Annotated in this window: 20 protein-coding genes and 1 pseudogene; 10 read left to right on the forward strand and 11 right to left on the reverse strand. The window is 73.6% G+C overall.

Annotated elements, in window-relative coordinates:
- Positions 1-188, reverse strand: a pseudogene (locus J7E86_RS10075) (beta-aspartyl-peptidase); the annotation flags it as partial.
- Between the two features lie 139 nt (positions 189-327).
- Positions 328-1,413 (reverse strand): glutamate--cysteine ligase, encoded by a 1,086-nt coding sequence (locus tag J7E86_RS10080; protein WP_215081222.1) that lies wholly within the window; start codon positions 1,411-1,413, stop codon positions 328-330.
- Between the two features lie 221 nt (positions 1,414-1,634).
- Here J7E86_RS10080 and J7E86_RS10085 point away from each other — a divergent pair, with 221 nt between their 5' ends.
- The 3 genes from J7E86_RS10085 (at position 1,635) to J7E86_RS10095 (ending at position 4,111) form a co-directional block, all read left to right on the forward strand.
- A complete protein-coding gene (locus tag J7E86_RS10085) occupies positions 1,635-1,796 on the forward strand; it encodes a hypothetical protein (protein ID WP_215081223.1) in 162 nt (53 codons plus the stop codon).
- Positions 1,797-1,922: 126 nt separating this feature from the next.
- Complete coding sequence (locus J7E86_RS10090) at positions 1,923-3,485, forward strand: FAD-dependent oxidoreductase (RefSeq protein WP_215081224.1); 1,563 nt, start codon at positions 1,923-1,925, stop codon at positions 3,483-3,485.
- A gap of 113 nt (positions 3,486-3,598) precedes the next feature.
- Entirely contained in the window at positions 3,599-4,111 is a 513-nt protein-coding gene (locus J7E86_RS10095) for a flavin reductase family protein (protein WP_215081225.1), read from the forward strand.
- On the opposite strand, the gene J7E86_RS10100 is transcribed toward J7E86_RS10095, so the two are convergent.
- Positions 4,081-5,010, reverse strand: a complete 930-nt coding sequence (locus J7E86_RS10100) for an MBL fold metallo-hydrolase (RefSeq protein WP_308312540.1) — start codon at positions 5,008-5,010, stop codon at positions 4,081-4,083. The two genes, J7E86_RS10095 and J7E86_RS10100, sit on opposite strands and share 31 nt — an antisense overlap.
- 211 nt (positions 5,011-5,221) lie before the next feature.
- On the opposite strand from J7E86_RS10100, the gene J7E86_RS10105 reads away from it, so the two are divergent.
- Entirely contained in the window at positions 5,222-5,857 is a 636-nt protein-coding gene (locus J7E86_RS10105) for a DNA-binding response regulator (protein ID WP_215081227.1), read from the forward strand.
- Here J7E86_RS10105 and J7E86_RS31820 read toward each other — a convergent pair.
- A complete protein-coding gene (locus tag J7E86_RS31820; RefSeq protein WP_215081228.1) occupies positions 5,796-6,941 on the reverse strand; it encodes a histidine kinase in 1,146 nt (381 codons plus the stop codon). The two genes, J7E86_RS10105 and J7E86_RS31820, sit on opposite strands and share 62 nt — an antisense overlap.
- 323 nt (positions 6,942-7,264) lie before the next feature.
- Between J7E86_RS31820 and J7E86_RS10115 the strand changes: the two genes are divergently transcribed.
- Positions 7,265-8,080, forward strand: a complete 816-nt coding sequence (locus tag J7E86_RS10115) for an AfsR/SARP family transcriptional regulator (protein WP_215081229.1) — start codon at positions 7,265-7,267, stop codon at positions 8,078-8,080.
- 244 nt (positions 8,081-8,324) lie between these two features.
- Here J7E86_RS10115 and J7E86_RS10120 read toward each other — a convergent pair whose 3' ends face one another.
- Complete coding sequence (locus J7E86_RS10120) at positions 8,325-8,756, reverse strand: nuclear transport factor 2 family protein (RefSeq protein WP_215081230.1); 432 nt, start codon at positions 8,754-8,756, stop codon at positions 8,325-8,327.
- 228 nt (positions 8,757-8,984) lie between these two features.
- On the opposite strand from J7E86_RS10120, the gene fabG reads away from it, so the two are divergent.
- Genes fabG through J7E86_RS10135 form a run of 3 tightly spaced genes read left to right on the forward strand, consistent with a single transcriptional unit; the run spans position 8,985 to position 11,598 of the window.
- Entirely contained in the window at positions 8,985-9,770 is a 786-nt protein-coding gene (gene fabG, locus J7E86_RS10125; protein WP_215081231.1) for a 3-oxoacyl-ACP reductase FabG, read from the forward strand.
- The gene (locus J7E86_RS10130) at positions 9,770-10,510 is read left to right on the forward strand and encodes an SDR family NAD(P)-dependent oxidoreductase (RefSeq protein ID WP_215081232.1); all 741 of its coding nucleotides are present in this window, start codon (positions 9,770-9,772) and stop codon (positions 10,508-10,510) included. Before fabG ends, J7E86_RS10130 begins: the two co-directional genes overlap by 1 nt.
- Positions 10,511-10,566: 56 nt before the next feature.
- Entirely contained in the window at positions 10,567-11,598 is a 1,032-nt protein-coding gene (locus J7E86_RS10135; protein WP_215081233.1) for an LLM class flavin-dependent oxidoreductase, read from the forward strand.
- A gap of 220 nt (positions 11,599-11,818) precedes the next feature.
- Here J7E86_RS10135 and J7E86_RS10140 read toward each other — a convergent pair whose 3' ends face one another.
- Both J7E86_RS10140 and J7E86_RS10145 read right to left on the reverse strand, forming a co-directional pair.
- On the reverse strand, positions 11,819-12,367 hold the full coding sequence (locus tag J7E86_RS10140; RefSeq protein WP_215081234.1) for a hypothetical protein: 549 nt from the start codon (positions 12,365-12,367) through the stop codon (positions 11,819-11,821).
- Between the two features lie 3 nt (positions 12,368-12,370).
- Positions 12,371-13,222 carry an SAM-dependent methyltransferase gene (locus J7E86_RS10145; protein ID WP_215081235.1) on the reverse strand — a complete coding sequence of 284 codons (852 nt, stop codon included), beginning with the start codon at positions 13,220-13,222 and terminating at the stop codon, positions 12,371-12,373.
- Between the two features lie 191 nt (positions 13,223-13,413).
- Here J7E86_RS10145 and J7E86_RS10150 point away from each other — a divergent pair, with 191 nt between their 5' ends.
- Complete coding sequence (locus J7E86_RS10150) at positions 13,414-14,325, forward strand: TIGR03619 family F420-dependent LLM class oxidoreductase (RefSeq protein ID WP_215081236.1); 912 nt, start codon at positions 13,414-13,416, stop codon at positions 14,323-14,325.
- Between the two features lie 239 nt (positions 14,326-14,564).
- Here J7E86_RS10150 and J7E86_RS10155 read toward each other — a convergent pair whose 3' ends face one another.
- Positions 14,565-15,329, reverse strand: a complete 765-nt coding sequence (locus J7E86_RS10155; protein WP_215081237.1) for a TetR family transcriptional regulator — start codon at positions 15,327-15,329, stop codon at positions 14,565-14,567.
- A 64-nt stretch (positions 15,330-15,393) separates the two neighbouring features.
- Between J7E86_RS10155 and J7E86_RS10160 the strand changes: the two genes are divergently transcribed.
- Positions 15,394-16,899, forward strand: coding sequence for a DHA2 family efflux MFS transporter permease subunit (locus J7E86_RS10160; protein ID WP_215081238.1), 1,506 nt, complete (start codon positions 15,394-15,396; stop codon positions 16,897-16,899).
- Between the two features lie 144 nt (positions 16,900-17,043).
- Here the strand turns inward: J7E86_RS10160 and J7E86_RS10165 are convergent, their stop codons facing one another.
- The 3 genes from J7E86_RS10165 to J7E86_RS10175 are packed head-to-tail and all read right to left on the reverse strand — an operon-like array spanning position 17,044 to position 20,107.
- Positions 17,044-18,069 (reverse strand): methyltransferase, encoded by a 1,026-nt coding sequence (locus tag J7E86_RS10165; RefSeq protein ID WP_215081239.1) that lies wholly within the window; start codon positions 18,067-18,069, stop codon positions 17,044-17,046.
- Positions 18,066-19,220 (reverse strand): acyltransferase, encoded by a 1,155-nt coding sequence (locus J7E86_RS10170; protein WP_251018924.1) that lies wholly within the window; start codon positions 19,218-19,220, stop codon positions 18,066-18,068. Before J7E86_RS10170 ends, J7E86_RS10165 begins: the two co-directional genes overlap by 4 nt.
- On the reverse strand, positions 19,217-20,107 hold the full coding sequence (locus J7E86_RS10175; RefSeq protein ID WP_215081240.1) for an NmrA/HSCARG family protein: 891 nt from the start codon (positions 20,105-20,107) through the stop codon (positions 19,217-19,219). The genes J7E86_RS10170 and J7E86_RS10175 overlap by 4 nt, the downstream gene beginning before the upstream one ends.
- Positions 20,108-20,110: the final 3 nt, after the last annotated feature.

The raw sequence follows: 20,110 nt of genomic DNA on the forward strand, positions 1-20,110 counted from the left end.
CCGCCGTGCACGGCCAGCACCACGTCGCGGGCACCGGGCTCCCGGGATGCCGGGCCGCCCGCGCGGCCGGCGGCGGAGACCGCCTCGCCCGCCCCGGCGTCGCCCCGAGCGAACCCCGGCAGCACCGTGACCACGGCCACCAGCAGGGCGAGGGCCGGAACGATCCACCCTCTCGAACGCGCGCGCATGGGTCCTCCTCGGGGGACGGCACGGGTACGGATACGGGACGCACCTTGCCGTGGGCCGGGCGCGGAGGGAACGCCGTGACCGGTGAACGGCCGGGAACGGCGCACGATCGTCCGGTGACCGGTGGGGCCGCCGGCGCCCTCACGTCAGGGTAGTGATCAGCTCCAGCACCGCCCGCCAGCCGCCCTCCGCGAGGGCGGCACGCTGATGGTCGGCGGCGGTGCCCCGCTCCTGGAGCCGGCCGGCGAAGGCGGCGACCTCGCCGCCGCCGTCGGACCGCTCCAGGGCGGGGGAGAGGTGGTCGACGAGCCGGCCGACGACCTCGCCGGCCGGCCGGCGTCCACCCCGCTCGTCGAGGAGCTCGCCGCTCAGGCCGTGCCGTGCCGCGTGCCAGTTGGCGGTGGCGAGCAGCTCCGGCGCCGGCACCGGGAACGGCGCGGCCCGCTCGCTCTCCTCCAGGGCCGTGTCCACCAGGGCGCGCACCAGGCCCGCGAACATCACCGCGTCCCCGGTCCGCAACTGCACGTCCAGCGCGCGGACCTCCACCGTGGGATAGCGCTCCGACAGGCGCGCCTGCCAGTACAGCTGGCCGCGGTCGCGCAGGATGCGGGTGCGCATCAGGGCCCGTACCCGGCGGTCGTAGTCCTCGGCGTCCTCGAAGGCCGGTGGCGGGCCGCTGACCGGCCAGCGTCCGAAGACCACCGTGCGCCAGCTGGCGAAGCCGGTGTCGTGCCCGGTCCACATCGGGGAGTTCGAGGCCATCGCCACGAGGACGGGCAGCCAGGGGCGGATCCGGTTCAGCACGGCCACACCGGTGGCGCGGTCCGCGATGCCGACGTGCACGTGCATGCCGTTGATCAGCTGCTCGTCCACCAGCTGCGGCGCGTCGGCGTGGATCCCCCGGTAGCGCCGGTCGTCGGTCACCGCCGGCGGCACGGGGCCGGCGAACGGCGCCGTGCCCGACGCCGCGACCCTGCACCCCGCGCCGGCCGCCGCCTCGCCGACCGCCCGCCGCAGCCGCAGCAGGTGCTCCTCCAGCTCGCCCAGGTCCCCGCACACTGCCGTCGCGACCTCGATCTGCGACTGCAGCAGCTCGGAGTGCAGCTCGCCCTCCGCCCGAAGAGGGCGAGGGCCCGCCGCTGCCCGCACCTTCTCCGCCAGCGGGACGGGGAGCCCGCTGTGCGGGTCGAGCAGCAGGTACTCCTCCTCGACACCCAGGGTCCTCATGACTGGAGGGTGCCCCGGGACGGGCCCCGGAACCAAGGAGGCACGGCCGACGTGCTCCTGTTCGGGACCGGCGGGCATTCAACGGGCCGCCGTCCCGTGGTATGTACTTTTCGGAGGTTCTCTGTCAGAGGGCGGTGTGTGATGAACTGCTCGCAGTGCGGTGCGGAGATGCGTCAAGGACCCAAGGGGGACTGGGCGTGCGCGAATTGTGGAGGTACCGGATGACCGAGTCGGACGATTTCCCGCATGCCAACGCGGCCCTGATGCACTGCGCCCATTGCGGCTGGTCGGTGCAGGAGGGGCCGGTCGGCGGCTATGTCTGCGGGCAGTGCTTCCACACCGTGGAGCCCCAGCAGCACGAGCCGAGCGAACGCCCCGTGTGACACCGCGCGGCCCGCACCGCCGCGCGGAGGCACGGGGACCCGACGGGACCGGTGGGCCCCGCCCGAGATTGCGCCGTTCGAGGCGGCGCGCGTTAACGGCGGGGCGCACCGGGAACATGGAGGGGCATGCCGAAGCCCCCTCGTACGACGTATGAGTCCTACTGGATGGACACGACCCCCGTCACCTCCTATCCGCACCTCGGCCCGGGGACCGAGGTGGAGGCGGACGTCGCCGTCGTCGGCGGTGGTATCGCCGGGCTGTGCGCCGCCTGGGAGCTGGCGCGCGCCGGCCGGGACGTCATCGTCCTGGAAGCCGACCGGATCGCCGCCGGCGTCACCGGCAACACCACCGCGAAGGTCTCCGCGCTCCAAGGGCTGGTCTACGCGCGCCTGCGCGCCGCCCACGGCGCCGACGCCGCCGCCCTCTACGCCCGCTCCCAGCGGGACGCCGTCGAGCACGTCACCGAGCTCTGCGCCGACCTGGACATCGACGCCGAGCTGGAGATGGCCACCGCCCACACCTACGCGGAGTCGGCGGAAGGCGCCGCCGGCATCCAGGAGGAGGCCCGCGCCGCGCGGGAGGCCGGACTCGACGTCTCGCTCGTCGCCGGCACCGACCTGCCGTTCCCGGTCGCCGCCGTGGTCTCCCTGCCCGGCCAACTCCAGTTCCACCCGCGCAAGTTCCTGCTGGGCCTCGCCGGCCGCTTCACGGCCTCCGGCGGGCGCCTGTACGAGCGCACCCGCGTGACCGGCCTCCACGACGGGGCCCGCTGCCGCCTCACCACCGAGTCCGGTGCCGTGGTCGAGGCGCGCGACGTCGTCGTCGCCACCCACTACCCGGTCTTCGACCGGGCCCTGCTCTTCGCCCGGCTGCGGCCCCGCCGGGAGCTGGTGGTCGCCGCCGCCGTCCCGGCCGGGCAGGCTCCGCGCGGCATGTACATCACGCCCGAGGACAACACCCGCTCGGTGCGCACCGCCCCCTACGACGACGCCCGGCGGCTGGTCATCGTCACCGGCGAGTCCTTCGAGCCCGGAGCCGGCGGGGTGAGCGAGCGGTTCGACCGGCTCCAGCGCTGGGCCGAGGAGCGCCTGCCGGGCTTCGCCGACTCCGCGGACCGCTACCGCTGGGCCACCCAGGACAACGACTCCGACGACCACCTGCCCTACGTCGGCCCCGCCCACCCGGGCACCCGGCACGTCCACGTGGCCACCGGCTTCGGTGGCTGGGGCATGACCAACGGCGTCATGGCCGGCCGGCTGCTCGCCGCCCGCATCACCCACGGCACCCTCCCCGACTGGGCCCAGCTCTTCGACCCGCGCAGGCTGCCGCCGCTGAAGGAGACGCCCGGGCTGCTGAAGGACCAGCTGACCGTCGGCAAACACTTCGTGGGGGACCGGCTGCACACCGCCCACGTCGACGCGGTCACCGACATCCCGCCGGGCACCGGCGCCGTCGTCCGCCTCGGCGGCCGCCGGTGCGCCGTCTACCGCGCCCCCTCGGGGGAGGCCCGGGCCGTCTCGGCGCGGTGCACGCACCTGGGCTGCCTCGTGCACTTCAACGACGCCGAGCAGGCATGGGAGTGCCCCTGCCACGGCTCCCGGTTCGCCACCGACGGTTCGGTCCTGCAGGGCCCCGCCGTCCACCCCCTCGAACCCCGCGAGATCCCCGGCCCCACCGGGGATTCCTGACGGCGGCGAGCCGCGGGCCGTACCCTCCAGCGCCGGTCCACCGGCCCTCCAGCCGCGCCGGTGACCGTGACGGCAGGATCGCCCGAGCAGGACCGGCCGGAGGCGGGAGCGGCATGGCAGTGGACGCGGCGCGGTTTCGCGCGTTGTTCGGATCCTTTCCGACGGCGGTCGCCGTCGTGACGGCGACCGACGGTGACGGCAGACCACGCGGCCTGACCTGCAACGCCGTCTCCGCCGTCTCCGTCGACCCGCCGCTGCTGCTGGTGTGCGTGCACCGCGACGCGCGGACCCTGCCGGCCCTGCGGGACTCCCGGGCCTTCGTGGTCAACGTCCTGGCCGACGGCGGCCAGGACGCGGCCCGGGTCTTCGCCGACCGCTCCGAGCACAAGTTCGCGCACGTGGAATGGGTGCCCGCCGCTCACGCCCGGGGCGCCCCCGTGCTGGTGGGCGTCGCCCTCGCGCACGCCGAGTGCGTGGTCGTCCGCACGGTGGAGGCCGGCGACCACTGGATCTTCATCGGCCGGGTGGAGCACGCCGAGTCGTATCCGCTGCCGCCGGTCCTCTACCACCGGGGGACGTTCACGGTCTGGGAGGGTCAGGCCCGGCAGGTCGGCAGCCCGCCGTGAAACTCCACCATCTCGCCGAAGAGCGCGCCGATGTCGAGCGGCACGCCGGGCGCCGCACCGCGCTCCTCCACGTAGGCGCGGTGCAGATTGGGCACCAGCCGTTCGGAGTCGAGCAGATGCGCGTACGGACCGGGGCCCGCCGCGCGGGCGGCCTCCAGCGGGGTGAGCCCGGCGGCGATCCCCTCCCGGGCCAGCCCCTGGACCCACCGCAGGTAGCCCTCGGTGACGTCGAAGACCTCGGGCCCGGCCACCGGGCCGTGGCCGGTGACGACGGTGCCCGCGCCGAGGGAGCGCAGCCGCGCCACGGCGTCCAGGGTGCCGGTGACCGACCCCATCGGGCAGAAGGGCGTCACACCGCTCATCACCAGGTCGCCGGTGACGAGCACCTCCCGCTCGGGCAGCCACACCACGGTGTCGTTGGTGGTGTGCGCGGGCCCCAGGTGGATCAACTCGGCCCGGAGCTCCCCGACATGGATCGTCAGCCGGTCCCGGAAGGTGAGCTCCGGCAGGGCCAGGGCGAGCTCGCCCCACTCCACGTCGGGCCACAGCCCGGTCAGGTGGAGGCCGGCCTCGGCCATCTCGGTGCGGGCCCGCTCGTGGCCCACGACCAGCGCCTCGGGGAAGACGAAGTTGCCGAACGTGTGGTCCCCGTGGAAGTGCGAGTCGACCAGGACCCGCGGCGGCGCGGCGCAGACGCCGAGGGCCGCCGCCCGCAGGGCCCGGGCGCGGGCCTCGGTCGCCGCCGTGTCGACCAGGGCCGACCGCCCCTGGGAGACCATCAGGACCGCGTTGTTCAGGCACCACCCGCCGTCGGGCTGGAGGTAGGCGAAGACGCCGTCGGCCACTTCGACGAGCCTGCCCACTGATCGTTCCCACTGGTTCTGCCGGACCTCGGACACCGTGCCTCCTGACCGATCGGGACGCCGAGCCGCCATGCTCGTACCGCAGGATCGAGGACGGCTGGAGCGACGCCCGCGAAACGGTGATGTCGACGGGAAAACATGTACGGGTCTCCTCGCGTGGGCGACGTAGGCTTGGAGTGAAGTCACCTGTCGGGCACGCCTGTTGGGGGAGACGGGGGTCCGGCAAGAGCCTAACGGGGGGACACCGGTGATCCGGATCTTGCTGGCCGAGGACATGCACATGGTCCGGGGGGCGCTGGTGGCGCTCCTCGAACTGGAGCCGGACTTCCGCGTCGTCGCGGAGGTCGCGGACGGACGCGGCATACTGCCCGCCGTGATCAAGCTGCAGCCCGACGTCGCGGTCGTCGACATCGACCTGCCCGGCACCAACGGCCTGGACGCCGCCATGCGGCTGTACGAACAGACCCCGGACTGCCGGGTGATCATCCTGACCGCCCTGGAACAGCGGGGCACGGTCCGCCGGGCGATCGACGCCCACGTCTGGGGGTTCCTCCCCAAGAACGCCCCGCCCGGCGAACTCGCCGCCGCCATCAGGATGGTGAACTCCGGGCGGCGGGTGATCGATTCGCGGATCCCGCCCACCGCCTGGGAGGTCGAGGACTGCCCGCTCGCCTCCCGCCCGACGGACAGTCCGCTCACCCGGCGGGAGACCGATGTCCTCCAGCTGGCGGCCGAGGGCAACTCCGCACGGGAGATCGCCCGCGAGATGCACCTCTCCACGGGGACGGTCCGCAACTACCTGACGTCCTCCGTCACCAAACTCACCGCACGGAACCGGCTGGACGCCGTCCGGATCGCCAAGGGGAAGGGCTGGATTCGCTGACGTTCCACGGCGGCCCGGCCGGATCGGCCGGGCATTCGGCGAAGAGCCGGAACCACCCCTCCTCGTCGGCGTACGCGCGAAACGTTCCGCCGATCTCCTCCAACCGCCGCGCGAGGTTGTCCAGCCCACCGCCCGTCCGGCGCGCCATCCTCGCCTCGGTGTCCGCGGGGATCCCGTCGCTGGCCATGTCGAGCACCAGCCTGCCGGCGGTACGGGTCACCGCGATCCGGCAGCGCTGGGCGGCGCTGTGGCGCAGGATGTTGGTCACCCCCTCACGGACCACGGTCGCCAGGACGGTCCCGGTGCCCTCGCGCAGCGGGAGCCGCTCGTCGTGCACCTCCACCGCGAGACCGGCCGTGCTCAGCACCCGGGCCGCGGAGTCCAGTTCGGCGGTCAGGGAGAGCTGACGGTAGCCGTTGGCGACGCAGCGCACGTCGGCCAGGGCCTGCCGGGAGATGTCCAGCACCTCCCGCAGCTCCGCGTGCGCCCGCGCGGCGTCCTTGTCGAACAGCCGGGCCACCAGCTCTCCCTTCAGGGTGATGGCGGACAGGCTGTACCCGAGCAGGTCGTGCAGGTCCCGGGCGACCCGCAGCCGCTCGCCCTCCACGGCCAGCCGGGCGACCTCGTCCCGGGCCCGGCGCACCTCGGCGCTCCACGAGGCCATGCGCGTGACTCCGTACACCATCAGTCCGTTCACCCCGCACGAGAGCACTCCTATGGCGATGCCCAGCGGCTGCTGGCCCGCCAGCATGGCGCAGAGCCCGGTGAGGGCCGCCGCGACGCCGAACGCGGCGAAGGACAACGGTGGTTCGAGGATGAGCAGCGCGGACCCGGCGAGGAAGCCGGGCATGCCGGCCCAGGTCAGGCCCAGGGCGAGCAGGGGCGCGTAGGTCAGCAGGGCCTGGAGCGCCAGGGTCCGGCGGCCGTGGCGGGCCCGGAACCGCTCGGCCCGCGGGGCGCAGTGGACGGCCTGGAGAATGAACACCGCCACGAAGGCGGCGAGATAGAGGACGATGTCGGGGGCCGACGGCCGACGCCCTGCCAGGAGGTTGAGGAAGCCCAGCACGGCCACCGCGGACTGCACGGAGAGAACGATGCCTGTGGCGAGCCATGTGGGGGGCTCACTCTTGGATAACACCACCATGCGACCTGCCCGATCGAGGGACGTTCCAAGGGGTTTGTGTGCAGTGAATCAGGATACGACTCGCGAGGAGCACTCCTGTTGTCAACCTCACACACCCCTGTGACGACCTCATGACGGACGTACGAAAATGGAGCTGTGAATTCCTCACGGCGGACGTGCCGATTTCACCGTCGCTCTGGTGACGGCCTCACTGGGCGGCGGACGCCCCTCGATGCGAGTCTTCGAAGCGAAGCCCGACGGTTCGCTTCCGAGTGGAGGACGCAATGGACATCGAGGTGCTGGGAGAACTCACGGTTCACGAGAACGGGACGTCCATCGTCCCCAGCGCGGGGAAGCCGCGCCAGATCCTCGCGCTGCTCACCCTGTGGGCCGGGCGCGTCGTACCGGTGTCGACACTGATGGAAGAGCTGTGGGGCGACGACATCCCCCGGAGCGCCGCCACCACCCTGCAGACCTACATACTCCAGCTGCGCCGCCGCATAGCCGCGGCTCTGCGCGACGCGCCCGAACCGCCGGGCCGCTCCCCGAAGGACGTCCTGGCCACCGCGTTCGGCGGCTACCGCGTCACCGTCGCGCCCGAGAGCTGCGACTGGTCGCAGTTCCGCCTCCTGGCCGGCCGCGGGCACGACGCGCTGACCGCCGGCGACGCGCGCGCGGCCTCGGCGCACCTGACCCGCGCCCTCGCCCTGTGGCGCGGCCCGGCGCTGGTCGACGTACCGGTCGGGCGCGTCCTGGGGCTGGAGACCCTCTACATGGAGGAGACCCGCATGCAGGCGCTGGAGGAGCGCATCGAGGCCGACCTCCGCCTGGGCTACCACGCCGCCCTGCTGGGCGAGTTGCGCACCCTGGTGGCCCGGCACCCCCTGCACGAGAACCTCTGCGCGCAGCTGATGACCGCCCTGTGCCGCTCGGGCAGCCCCTGGCGGGCGCTCCAGGAGTTCCGGCAGCTGCGCGAGCGGCTGCGCCGCGAGCTGGGGGTCGAGCCGTCGCCCCGGCTCCAGCGGCTGCACCAGGCCGTGCTCTCGGGCGCGCCCGAGCTCGACGGGGGAGAGGCGTTCGTGCGGGCCCGGTCCGCGTAGGCCGTGTCCGGCGGGTCATGTGAGCGGGCGGCTGCGGGCCGTGTCGTGCGCACCGACCGCTGCGCGGCGATGTCCTCAAACGCCGGACAGGCTGACAGCGGCTGAGCCCAGCGATACCAAGCCCGTTGGGGGCACCTCCCAGCGGTAGCTGGGGGAGCTTGAGGACGCGCCCGCAGGGCGCCCGCCGCCGCAGGCGGCAAGACGGCCCGCGGCCGAAAACCCGCGCCCGCCGCCGCGGCCCCGCTCAGCCGAGCTGGTCGTGGGTGATGCTCCGGGACCGGGTGAGGACGGCGTCCCCGCCCGTCTCCAGGACGTCGTGCACCACACAGCTCGGCGCGATCTCCGGCTCCCGCCGGCCGGGCCGGACCGTGACCACGAGCGCGTACACCGTGGAGCGGACGGCGCCGTCGTGCAGCGGGGTCAGCGCGATGTGGTTGAACCAGTGCCGTCGTTGTACCGGGTCGTCCGCGAACCGCTCGTGGAACCTCACCAGTTCGGCGACGATCGCCGCCCGGCCGCGGGCCGGTTCGGCGGACGGGGAATGCTGGAAGGTGCCCGACTCGGTGAAGGTCAGGGCGTACTCCTCGAACCGGCCGGCGTCCAGGGCCTGCATCTGATGTGCGTAGAAATGCTGAACCCGGGCGTACAGGCCGGTCTCCACGGCGGTGTCGTTCATGGCGCTCCTTCGGGTGCGTGCGGATGAACACGGCGGGTGCGGGTGCGGGATGCCGGCGGGTGCGTACGGCCGGGCGGGGCGGGGCCGGGAGGCCCACCCTCGCCGCCCCGCCTCGAAGCGGGCTCGAAGCGGGACGCGCCGGCGCTCCAGCCGCCGTCGACTTCGCCTCTAGGCCGGTGCCGCACGCTCGCCGGGCCACCATCCGACGACAGGCGGGACCGAAGACGCATGAGCGAGACAGTCAGGCCCGTGGCCCTGGTGACCGGAGCCACGAGCGGCATCGGCAAGGAGATCGCGCACCGGCTCGCGGCGCGCGGGGCGCGCGTGCACATCTGCGCCCGCGGCAAGGACGAGCTGGAGGCGACCGTCGCGGAGCTGCGCGGGGCGGGCCACGAGGCGGAGGGCGCGACGTGCGACGTCTCGCGGCCCGAGCAGATCCGGGAGTACGTACGGACGGCCGTGGACCGCTTCGGCCCGGTGGACGTCCTGGTCAACAACGCGGGCCGCAGCGGCGGCGGCGCGACGGCGGAGATCCCGGACGAGCTGTGGTTCGACGTCATCAACACCAACCTCAACAGCGTCTTCCTGATGACCAAGGAGGTGCTGACCACCGGCGGCATGCTCGCCCGGGGCAGCGGCCGCGTCATCAACATCGCCTCCACCGGCGGCAAGCAGGGCGTGGTGCACGCCGCCCCGTACTCCGCCTCCAAGCACGGCGTCGTCGGCTTCACCAAGGCGCTCGGGCTGGAGCTCGCCCGCACCGGCATCACGGTCAACGCCGTGTGCCCCGGCTTCGTCGAGACCCCGATGGCCGAACGGGTCCGCGAGCACTACGCGGGCATCTGGGGCGTCAGCGAGCGGGAGGCGCACGACCGCATCACCACCCGGGTGCCGATGGGCCGTTACGTGGAGCCCCGCGAGGTGGCCGCGATGGTCGAGTACCTGGTGGGGGACGACGCGGCCGCGGTGACGGCCCAGGCCCTGAACGTCTGCGGCGGACTGGGGAACTACTGATGTCCGCCCCCGCGCGCGTCGCCCTGGTCACCGGGTCCTCGTCCGGCATCGGGGCGGCCATCGCCACCCGGCTGGCCGCCGAGGGGATCCGCGTCGTGGTCAACTCCGCGCGCTCCGCGGAGGCCGGCGAGAAGGTCGCCCGGTCCCTGCCGGACGCCGTGTACGTACGGGCCGACGTCTCCGTCGAGGCCGAGGCCCGGCGGCTGGTGGCCGCCGCGGTGGAGCACTACGGGCGGCTCGACCTGCTCGTCAACAACGCGGGCCTGACCCGTGTCGTCCCGCACGCCGACCTGGAGGGCGCGTCCCCCGCCGTCTGGCGGGAGATCTTCGCGCTCAATGTGTTCGGCACCTGGCAGACCACCGTCGCCGCGATGCCCCACCTGAGCGCGTCCGGGTCGGGAGCGGTCGTCAACATTTCCTCCGTCGCCGGCAGCCGGCCCGCGGGCAGCTCCATCCCCTACGCGGTGAGCAAGGCGGCGATCGAGCACATGACCGTGCTGCTCGCCAACACCGTCGGCCCGCGCGTCCGCGTCAACGCGGTGGCACCCGGCCTGATCGAGACGCCCTGGACCCGCGACAGCGACTTCTTCGCCCCGATCGCGGAGAAGGTGCGCGCGAGCACGCCGCTGCGCAGGGTGGGCCTGCCCGAGGACGTCGCCGAGGCCGTGCTGAACCTCGCCGACGCCACGTACACCACCGGCCAGGTGCTGCTGGTGGACGGCGGCGCCCACCTGATCTGACACGTCCGATCCGACACGCCGTCCGGCGTCCGGGGACACGATCGGAGGGAGACGGCATGCGGCTCGGCGCGAATCTCACCTATCAGGGCGCGGGCGAACTGGCCCGCGCCGCGGAGGAGCTCGGCTACGACGTGGTGCTGGCACCGGAGGGCTACCGCTCGGACGCGGTCAGCGTGTTGGGGCTCGCCGCCGGGGCGACCCGGCGCATCGGCCTCGCCTCGGGCGTCATGCAGATCCCCGCCCGCCCGCCGGGCACGGCCGCGCTCACCGCGGCGACGCTGGACGCCCTCAGCGGCGGCCGGTTCCGGCTCGGGCTCGGGGTCTCCAACCCCGATGTGTCGCACGGCTGGTACGGAGTGCCCTTCGACCGGCCGCTCGCCCGCACCCGGGAGTACGTGGACATCGTCCGGCGGGCCCTGGCGGGCGAGGCCGTCACCTACGAGGGTGAACATTTCCAGCTGCCCGCGCCCGGCACCGGGGGCGACGCGCCCCTGTACCTGCACACCGAACGGCCGCGGCCCACGGTCCCCGTCTACCTGGCGGCGGTCGGGCCGCGCGCCCTCGAACTGGCGGGGGAGATCGCCGACGGGTGGATCGGGGTGTTCACCTCGCCCGAGTCCGTGGCCGAGTCCGTCGCCGGAATCCGGGCGGGCCGGCTGCGGGCGGGGCTCGGCATGGCGGGGTTCGACGTCCTGCCCAGCCTGCCCACGGCCGTCGCCGACGACGTGGCCAGCGCGGTGGACGCCCTGCGCGAGCAGTACGTGTATCTGCTCGGCATCGGTGACCCCGAACGGAACTTCTACTGCGCCATGGCCCGGCGGATGGGCTACGGCCGCGAGGCCGCCCTGCTGCGGCAGCGGCTCGCGGCCGGTGACCGCGAGGGGGCGGGGGCCGCGTTGCCCGCCGCGTTCATCGACCGCACGGCCCTGGTGGGGCCGGTGCCCAGGCTCGCGGACCGGATGCGCGCGTACGCCGACGCCGGCGTCACCACACTCGGGGTGATGGTCTCGGCGGCGGCCACCACGCTGGAGGGCCGGACCCGCATCCTCCGCGCCGCGGCGGAGGCGCTGGCGGACACGGGCGGGTGAGGGGGCACGACCGTGTGCCGTGCGGGTCTTCGGCTGCGGGCCGGTCCTTGCCGCCTGCGGCGGCGGGCGCCCTGCGGGCGCGTCCTCAAGCGCCGGACGGGCTTTATTGTGGCTGGGTTCAGCCACAATCAGCCCGTTGGGGGCACCTCCCAGCGGTAGCTGGGGGAGTTTGAGGACACCGCCGCGCAGCGGTGGTGCGCACAGATCCGTCGCGCGAGCGTCAAGGCACCGGCAGGGTCCGGGTGAGCGTGCCCGTCGGCTGCGGATAGCCGACCACCGTGCCCCGGCGGGCGTCGGAGGTCCGGGCCCAGTGATAGCTCCACGCCGGGTCGGCGAAACCGGTTCCCGCCAGGCCGGTCTCCACCGCGCCGCCGCCGTCGGCCCGCAGCGTCCAGCGCACCGCCGGAAGCGTGAACGGCACCCCCGGGCCGAACGGCCCCGGTGCACGCACCGCGAGCCCGCCGCCCGCGAGCGGTTCGGCGTACGGCGCGCCCTCCCCGCCCTCCAGCGCGTGCCGCACGACCCGCGCGCCGGTCGGCGCCCGGAAGCACAGCGTGAGGTCACGGATGCCACTGCTGAGCTTCGGACTGAAGGTGATCGGCGCGGGCGCGAGGAGCACGCCGAACTCCTCGCCCGCGGCCACCGTGCGCGGAGCGGTCACGGCGAAGCGCAGGGTGTACGGGATGGTGTGGTCGTCGCCGTCCGGCTCGGTGTGCACCCGGCAGACGAGGGCCAGCGAAAGGTCGGCCGTCAGGGCGTCGGTCGGCACGGCTCAGCCCTCCCGGACGGCCGCGGCGAGCCCGCTCGGCCGGGCCCCGACGCGCGCCGCGAGGTCGCCGCCGCGCCCGTAGCGGGCCGCGAGCCCGGCCACCGTGGGCGCGTCCCTGACGTGCCAGCCGTGCCCGGTGAGCCAGGCCGCCGGATCGTCGAGGGTCGACCGCCAGGTCGCGCCCAGTCCGTCGAGGGTGTCCGAGACCTCCGCCAGATCGCCGCCCTTGGTCCCCGAGTCGATGTGGTCCATGGCGAGTTCGCTGCCGGGGGCCGACAGCCCGGCCACCTCCCGCAGCAGCGCGTCGTTCTCGGCGGCGGACAGGTACGGCAGCAGTCCCTCGACCAGCCACGCGCACGGCGACCCGGGATCGAAGCCGGCCGACAGGAGTGCCCCGGGCCAGTCCCCGCGCAGGTCGGCACCCAGGACCGTCCGCTCGCAGCCGGCCTTCGCCCGCTCCTGGGCCAGCACGCCCTCCTTGAAGTCCAGCAGCTCCGGCAGGTCGGCCTCGAACAGCCGCGTACCGGCCGGCCACGGCAGCCGGAACGCCCGGGTGTCCAGACCCGCGGCCAGGATCACCACCTGCCGGCAGCCGCGGTCCGCCGCGCCGGCCAGGTAGTCGTCGAAGAAGCGGGTGCGCACGGCCACGTACCCGGCGAAGTCCCGCATGCCGTCCACGGCGCTCGCCCCGACGGCCTCCACGAAGGCCCGCGCGTAGGGGTCGTGGAAGAGCGGCTGCGCGCGGTCGCTCTCCAAGGCGCGCCCGGCGGCGATGCCCACCGCCGTCAGGCTGACGCCCCTGGGCAGTTCCGGCGCTCCACCGGGTCCGGCCGCCCCTGTCCCGCTGTCGTTCATCCGACGCTCCCTTCGATGTGCGGATGGTGTGCGCGACGATCGCCCCGGCGGCTGGAGCAGGGCTCGAAGCCCGCTGGAACTCCCCGATCCCGACGCGCCGTTCGAGGGCCGCAGTAGCCGCGCTCCAGCGATCGGTGCCATCGTGGACGGGGACAGGGAAGAAGCTCTACGCGCTCACGGAGGTTCCTCGCGTGACCAGCTCTCAGCAACGCCCGTCCCGCCGGCTGCGGATCGGGGGTGACCTGCCCTACTTCGACAGCCGCCACGAACTGCGGGACTACGTCCAGGCATTCGAGGAGCTCGGCTACGACTATCTGGGGTTCGGCGAGCACGTGCTGCCGGCCCGGGCGCCGAACTGGCCCTCGGACATCTCCCCGTGCGAGCCGTGGCACGAGTCCTTCACCCAGGCGGCCTTCGTCGCCGCGCTGACCTCGCGGATCGAGATCGCCGCGTCGGTGCTGCTGCCGCTGCGCCCGGCCGGCATCGCGGCCAAGCAGGCCGCCGAGATCGACCTCTTCTCGGAGGGCCGGCTGCGGCTGTCCGTCAGCGTCGGCTGGAACCGCGAGGAGGTCCGCGCGCTCGGCGTCGACCCCGCGACCCGCGGACAGCTCATCGAGGAGCAGGTGGAGGTGATGCGGCTGCTGTGGACCGAGCCGTACGTCACCTACCGCGGCAAGCTGATCGAGATCGTGGACGTGGCGGTCAACCCCCGCCCGGAGCGGCCCATTCCGGTGTGGATGGGCGGCGGTGACTTCGAGGGCGGCGGGGTGCCGGGGCCGGCGGTGCTGGACCGGATGGCCCGGCTCGCCGACGGATACAAGATGTTCGGGCCGCTGATGCGGGACGTCGACGCCGGCGTGGACGTGATCCGCCGGCTGCGCGCCCTGGTGGCCGACCACGGCCGGGACCCCGGTGACTTCGGCGTCGAGGCGCGCATGCCGCTCCAGCTGCTGCCGGAGGAGGCATGGACCGAGCGCCTGGAGACCTGGCGTCAGGCCGGTGCCACGCATGTCACCCTCTCCAACCGGCGGGGGGCGGGCGGTGCGGATGCGGAGATCTCACGTCTCACTCGCTTCCGGGAGCTGACGGACGGCCTCTGGTAGGTGCGTAGGCGCTGCGCTGGGCGCCGACGCGGTTTCTCCCGTGTCGGCGGCCCGCCCGGCTCCCGCGAGCCGTTCAATTGGGCAGCCCGCGGCCCTCGGGACGTGCCGGTGTCCGCGCGGACCGGGGCCCCGGGAGACGCCTATGCCGGTGGGGCGCGGCGGTTGGGAGGTACCCGGCTCGGGTACCTCGCGCTCAGGGCCGGCGTGCCCGGCACTCTGGCGCCTCCGGCGTCTCCCACCTACGACTCGCACCCGGCCGGTTCGTACCCCTCGGCCTTTGCGGACCCGTTCTCCTTGGGCTCGGCCTCCTTGGGCTCGGTCTCCTTGGGCTCGGTCTCCTTGGGTGCGGACAGATGCCGCAGCAGCCGGCGGATCTGCTCGCCGTACCGCTCCTGGAACTCGGCCGACCGGGGGTCGAGCCCCGACGCCTCCCTGGCGATCTGCGGCATCACGATCGGCGCCATGACCATCCCCATGACGGCCAGCCGCAGGAAGCCCGGGTCGAGGTCGGGGGAGATCTCGCCCCGCTCGCGGGCGCGGTGCAGCCGCGCCAGGTCCGCGGTGATCGCCGACGTCTCCTCGGGGATCTCCTGCGAGTCGCCCGACAGGCCGCGCCAGATCGCGAGCCGCGCCGGCCGCGGGTCGGCCAGGCCGCGCTCCAGATAGCGGACGGCGACCTCCTCCAGCGGCGCGTACTCCTCGACGAAGAGCGCCTCGCGCTCGGCCCACTCGCGCTGGAGCTCGCGGTAGAGGCCGTCCTTCCCGCCGAAGTAATAGCTGATCAGCTGCTTGTTCACGCCCGCCCGCGCGGCGATGTCCTGCACCCGGGCGCCGGCCAGGCCGTGCTGGGCGAACTCCTCCAGCGCCGCGTCGAGCAGCAGCTTCCGGGACCGCTCCGCGTCCCGTCGGCGCTCCTCGGTCTTCGGTGCCCGGCGCGGCCGGGGTCGGTCGGGCAGCTCGTCGGCCTCCGGGGCGGACCCGGACCCGGTCCTCTTCGTCGTCATGCGGACACTTTACTCAATCATCCGGTTGGTTGACAGTGCCACCTCGATGGATGACCATGGGGTCATGGCTGCAAACGATGACCGAGCGGGCACGTCCGACGGGGCCGCGACGGCCCCGGCGGAGAAGCCCGGCCTCACACCCCGAGCCCGGCAAGCGGTGCTGGTCGTCCTGCTGGGGGCGATCCTCGCCTTCCTGGACTCGACCGTCGTCAATGTCGCGCTCCGGCACCTCTCCCTCGACTTCGACACCTCCCTGGACACCGTCCAGTGGGTGGTCACCAGCTATCTGCTCGCCCTGGCGGCGGTGATCCCGCTGTCCGCCTGGGCCGCCAGGCGCTACGGCCCCCGCCGGCTGTACGCGTGGTCGCTCGCCGTCTTCACGGTGGCCTCGGCCCTGTGCGGCCTGGCCTCGTCGGCAGAGCTCCTGATCGTCTTCCGGGTGCTTCAGGGCATCGGCGGCGGGCTGATGATGCCCGTCGGCCAGATGATCCTGGTCCGGGCGGCCGGGCCGCAGGGCCTGGCCCGGGTGATGAGCGCCATCGGCGTGCCCATGGTGCTCACCCCTGTCTTCGGGCCCACCATCGGCGGGCTGCTCCTGGACCACGCGGGCTGGGAGTGGATCTTCTGGATCAATGTGCCGATCGGCCTGCTCGCCCTCTACCTGACGGTGCGCCTGCTCCCGCGCGACGAGACCGAGGACGCCGGGCCGCTGGACGCGGTCGGGCTGTTCCTGATCTCGGTCGGCGTCGTCGGCGTCACCTACGGACTGGCCCAGGCCGGCCAGAAGGCGGACCTGCTCGCCGCCGACGTCCTGCTGCCGTTCCTCGTCGGACTGGCCCTGATGGTCGCCTTCGTGCTGCGGTCCCTGCGGGCGGAGCATCCGCTGCTGGACCTGCGGCTCTACCGGAACAAGATGTTCAGCGCGGCGTCCTTCACCACCTTCGCGATGGGCGCGGCCATCTTCGGCGGCATGATCCTGATGCCGCTGTACTACCAGGTCGTCCGGCACGAGGACGCCGTCCACACCGGTCTGCTGCTCGCGCCCCAGGGCGTCGGCGCCGCGGTCGCCATGGTGATCTCGGGGCGGCTCTTCGAGAAGATCGGCAGCCTGACGGCCGTCATCGGCGGCGCGATCTGCGTGGCCGCGACCGTGCCCTTCGTGCTCATCACCTCCGGAAGCTCCTACTGGCTGCTGAGCCTGGCGATGGTGGCCCGCGGCTTCGGCATCGGCATGGCCGGCATGCCGGCCATGACCGCCGCCTTCCGGGCGCTGGAGCCGGCCCAGGTGGGCGACGCCACGCCGCAGCTCAACATGTTGCAGCGAGTGGGCGGTTCGATGGGCACCGCGCTCTTCGTCGTCGTGCTCCAGCAGCATCTGGACGACGCGGGCACCCGCGTCTCCGAGCAGGCGTCCGGCTTCGGCACCACCTTCATCTGGGTGCTGGCGGCCGCGGTGGTCGCCACGCTCCCGGCCCTCCTGATGACCGCCCTGGAGCGCCGCGCGCGGACGGCCGAGGCGGAGGCGCCCGGTGGCACGGGCGCGGAGGCGCACAGCGCCACCGCCACCTGAGGACCAGGCCGTCGCCGGAAGGGCCGTGCCCGGCCGGAGCGGACGCGCGACGTCGCACCGGCCGGGCCGGCGGCGGCCCGCCGGGGTCCGGTGTCGCGTCCCCCCGCGCGCGCCGGACCCACCGCCACCGTCACGGACCCACCCTCACAGACCCGCCTCGATCACGGCCTCCGTACGCGGGCTGTCGCCCGTCTCCTCGGGAGGCCGCACCTCCCTGATCTTCAGCCCGGCCCGCAGGAGCAGCCCGCGGAACTCCTCGACCGTCCGTTCCCGCCCGCCGAGGACCACCAGCATCTGGAGGTCGGAGAACTTGCCCGGATGGAAGCCCCCGCCCTCCGGGATCACCTGGTCGATGACGACGAGCCGCGCGTCCGGCGTCATGGCCTCACGGACGTTGTGCAGGATGCGCAGCGCGTCGTCGTCACCCCAGTCGTGCAGGACCCGCGAGAGCACGTACGTGCTCCCACCGGCCGGCACCCCGTCGAAGAAGCTCCTGCCCACGATCTCCACCCGGTCCGCCACCCCGTGCCCGGCGAGCACGGCGGGCGCCTCGTCGACGACCGTCGGCAGGTCCTGGAGCACGCCGCGCAACCCCGGGCGGTCCCGCAGGACGTGGGCGATCAGCGTCCCCACGCTCCCTCCCAGGTCCACCACGGTGCTGTCGGCGGAGAAGTCGCAGGAATCGACGGCCGGCGGGACGGTGCCCCGGCCGACCATCGCGTGGAACACCTTCCGCGCCTCCTCGTTGCGGTCCAGGAAGGCGAAGGCGGGCATGCCGTAGATCTGGTCGAAGGCGGGCTTCCCGGTCCGTACGCTGTACATGACGTCGGCCCAGGAACGGAAGTTCTCGGCGCCGTTGACCATCGTGAACTGCGCGAGGCCGCCACTGCGGAAGGCCTCACCGGCCGGGGCCAGTTCGAAGACCCGTCCGGCGTGCTCGCGGAAGAGCCCCAGCGCGGCCACCGCGCGGCAGAAGCGGTAGAGCGCGTCCGGGTCGCTGGCGGTGACCTCGGCCAGCTCGTCGCTGGTCCGCGGCCCGTCCGCCAGCAGATCCGCGAGCCCGAGCCGGGCGGTCACGTACAGACTCTGGAAGGTCCACGGAGCGCTCCGGAAGACCAGCTGGAACACATCGTCGCTCGCGGACGTCCCGTTGTCCGGGGCTGAGGTCATGAGAATTCACCCACTTCGAGAGGGATTCGCTTGCGGGCGCGGCTCCACCGGCGCATCACCGGTCGCTCGACGCCCGTGTACAGCAGCCAGGCCAGGAGGACCGCGCCGCCCAGGACCGGCAGGGATAGGCCCGCGGCCTGCCAGCCGCTCAGGTCGTCCCGGGGGCCGATGCCCAGGGCGCGCGCGACCTGGTCGATGAGCAGTTCGTGCACCATGTACAGCGCGAACGACACCTCGCCGAGCCACACCATCGTGGTGCCGCGCAGCGCCGACGCCCGGGCGCCGATGTCGGCGGACGCCCCGGCGGCGATCAGCAGGCCCAGCGGCACCACGGTCACGGCGACCGTGCCGTACTGCCCGGGGGCGTGCAGCGCCCCGATGTACGCGCCGACGACCAGCGCCCCGGCCGGCACCAACGGCACCCGGGGGAACAGCCCCTCCGCGACCAGCCGGGCCAGCACCATGCCGAGCGCGAACTCCAGGCAGCGCGTCACGGGGAAGAAGTAGACGAACCACAGCTGCGTCACCGAGTACGGCATCCGCGGCGACAGGACCGTACCGCCCGACAGGAACAGCTCCGACACCAGCGGCACGCACCACACCGCGGCCGCCAGCCCGCCGGCCCACCACCACAGCCGCCGCACCGGCACCCGCCGCAGCAGCGACAGCAGCAGCGGGAACGACAGGTAGAAGAACGCCTCGCACCCCAGCGACCAGCTGACCGCGTTGACGCCGGTCAGGACGTCGAAGCGGGGCAGCCAGGTGTGGAGCAGCAGGAGGTTCGGCAACAGCTGATGGCCCGTCACCGTACGGCTCTGCGAGAGCGCCAGCGCGACGGCGGCCGCCGCCGTCACCAGGTGGTTGGGGTAGATCTTGCAGGCGCGTCTGCGCCAGAACGCCCGGGGCCCCTGATCCGGCCGTGCCGACCAGGTCAGCACGAACCCGCTCAGGACGAAGAAGAACGACACCCCCGTCGAACCGGCCTTGCTCCAGAAGAACGCCACCCCCTCGTCCGACCCCCAACTGCTGGGGATGAACTGGAAGAAGGAGTGCGAGAAGAACACCGCGGCGGCCGCCAGGAAGCGCATGCCCGTCAGGGACGGCAGCCCCGGCCGGCGGCCGTCCCGGTGCTCCACGGCCGGGGCGCTCATCCCGGCTCTCGCGGCGACCAGCCGGACCCGCGCAGGAACGCGTCGAACGTCAGCAGCTCCGGGTGCTCCGCGCGCAGCGCGGGAAGGTCCGCGGTGTAGCCGACCTCGTTGAACCAGACGAAGGTCTTGGCCATCCACTCGTTCTGCCGCCGGATCTCCTCGATGGGCACCGACTCGAAGCGGGCCGGCCGCCCGGTGTGGCGCGCGAACGCCTCGGCGATCTCCGGCCCGGTGAGCTCGTCACCGGCGATCTCCACGTTCCGGCCGGCGAAGCGGCCCGGGTCGTCGAAGGCGTCGGCGACGAACAGGCCGATGTCCTGGGAGGCGATCACCTGCAGCCGCGTCCCCGGCAGCAGGCCCCGGCTCAGCACCAGCTGCCCGGAGGCGTCCAGGACGGGCGGTAGGTCCAGGAAGTTCTCCATGTAGTAGACCGCGCGCAGGAACGTCGTGGGCAGCCCCGCCGCCCGTACGGTCCGCTCGACCCGCAGCTTGGTCTCCCGCCAGCCGACGCCGCCGGGGTTCTCCACCCCACCGACCGAACTGTGCACCAGGTGCGCCACGTCCGCGTCCCGCGCGGCCTCGGCCACCAGCGCCGCGTGCCGCTCCTCGCCGTCCAGGCCGTTGCCGTGCGTCGGTGTGAAGACGGTGAACACCCCGTACGCGCCCGCCACCGCCTTCCGTACGGCGGCCGGGTCGTCCAGCGAGCCCCGCACCAGCCGCGCGCCCCTGGCCCGCAGCTCCCGGGCGCGGGGATGCTCCGGGTCGCGTACGAACGCGTGGACCGCCCAGCCCCGGTCGAGCAGGTGCCGGGCCGCCGTCCCTCCCTGCCGGCCGGTCGCGCCCAGCACCAGCACCCAGCGATCGGTGTCCGTGTCCCCGACTGCCATCGC

Origin of the sequence: Streptomyces sp. ISL-11 (genome assembly GCF_018614525.1) — a bacterium.
GTDB lineage: Bacteria > Actinomycetota > Actinomycetes > Streptomycetales > Streptomycetaceae > Streptomyces.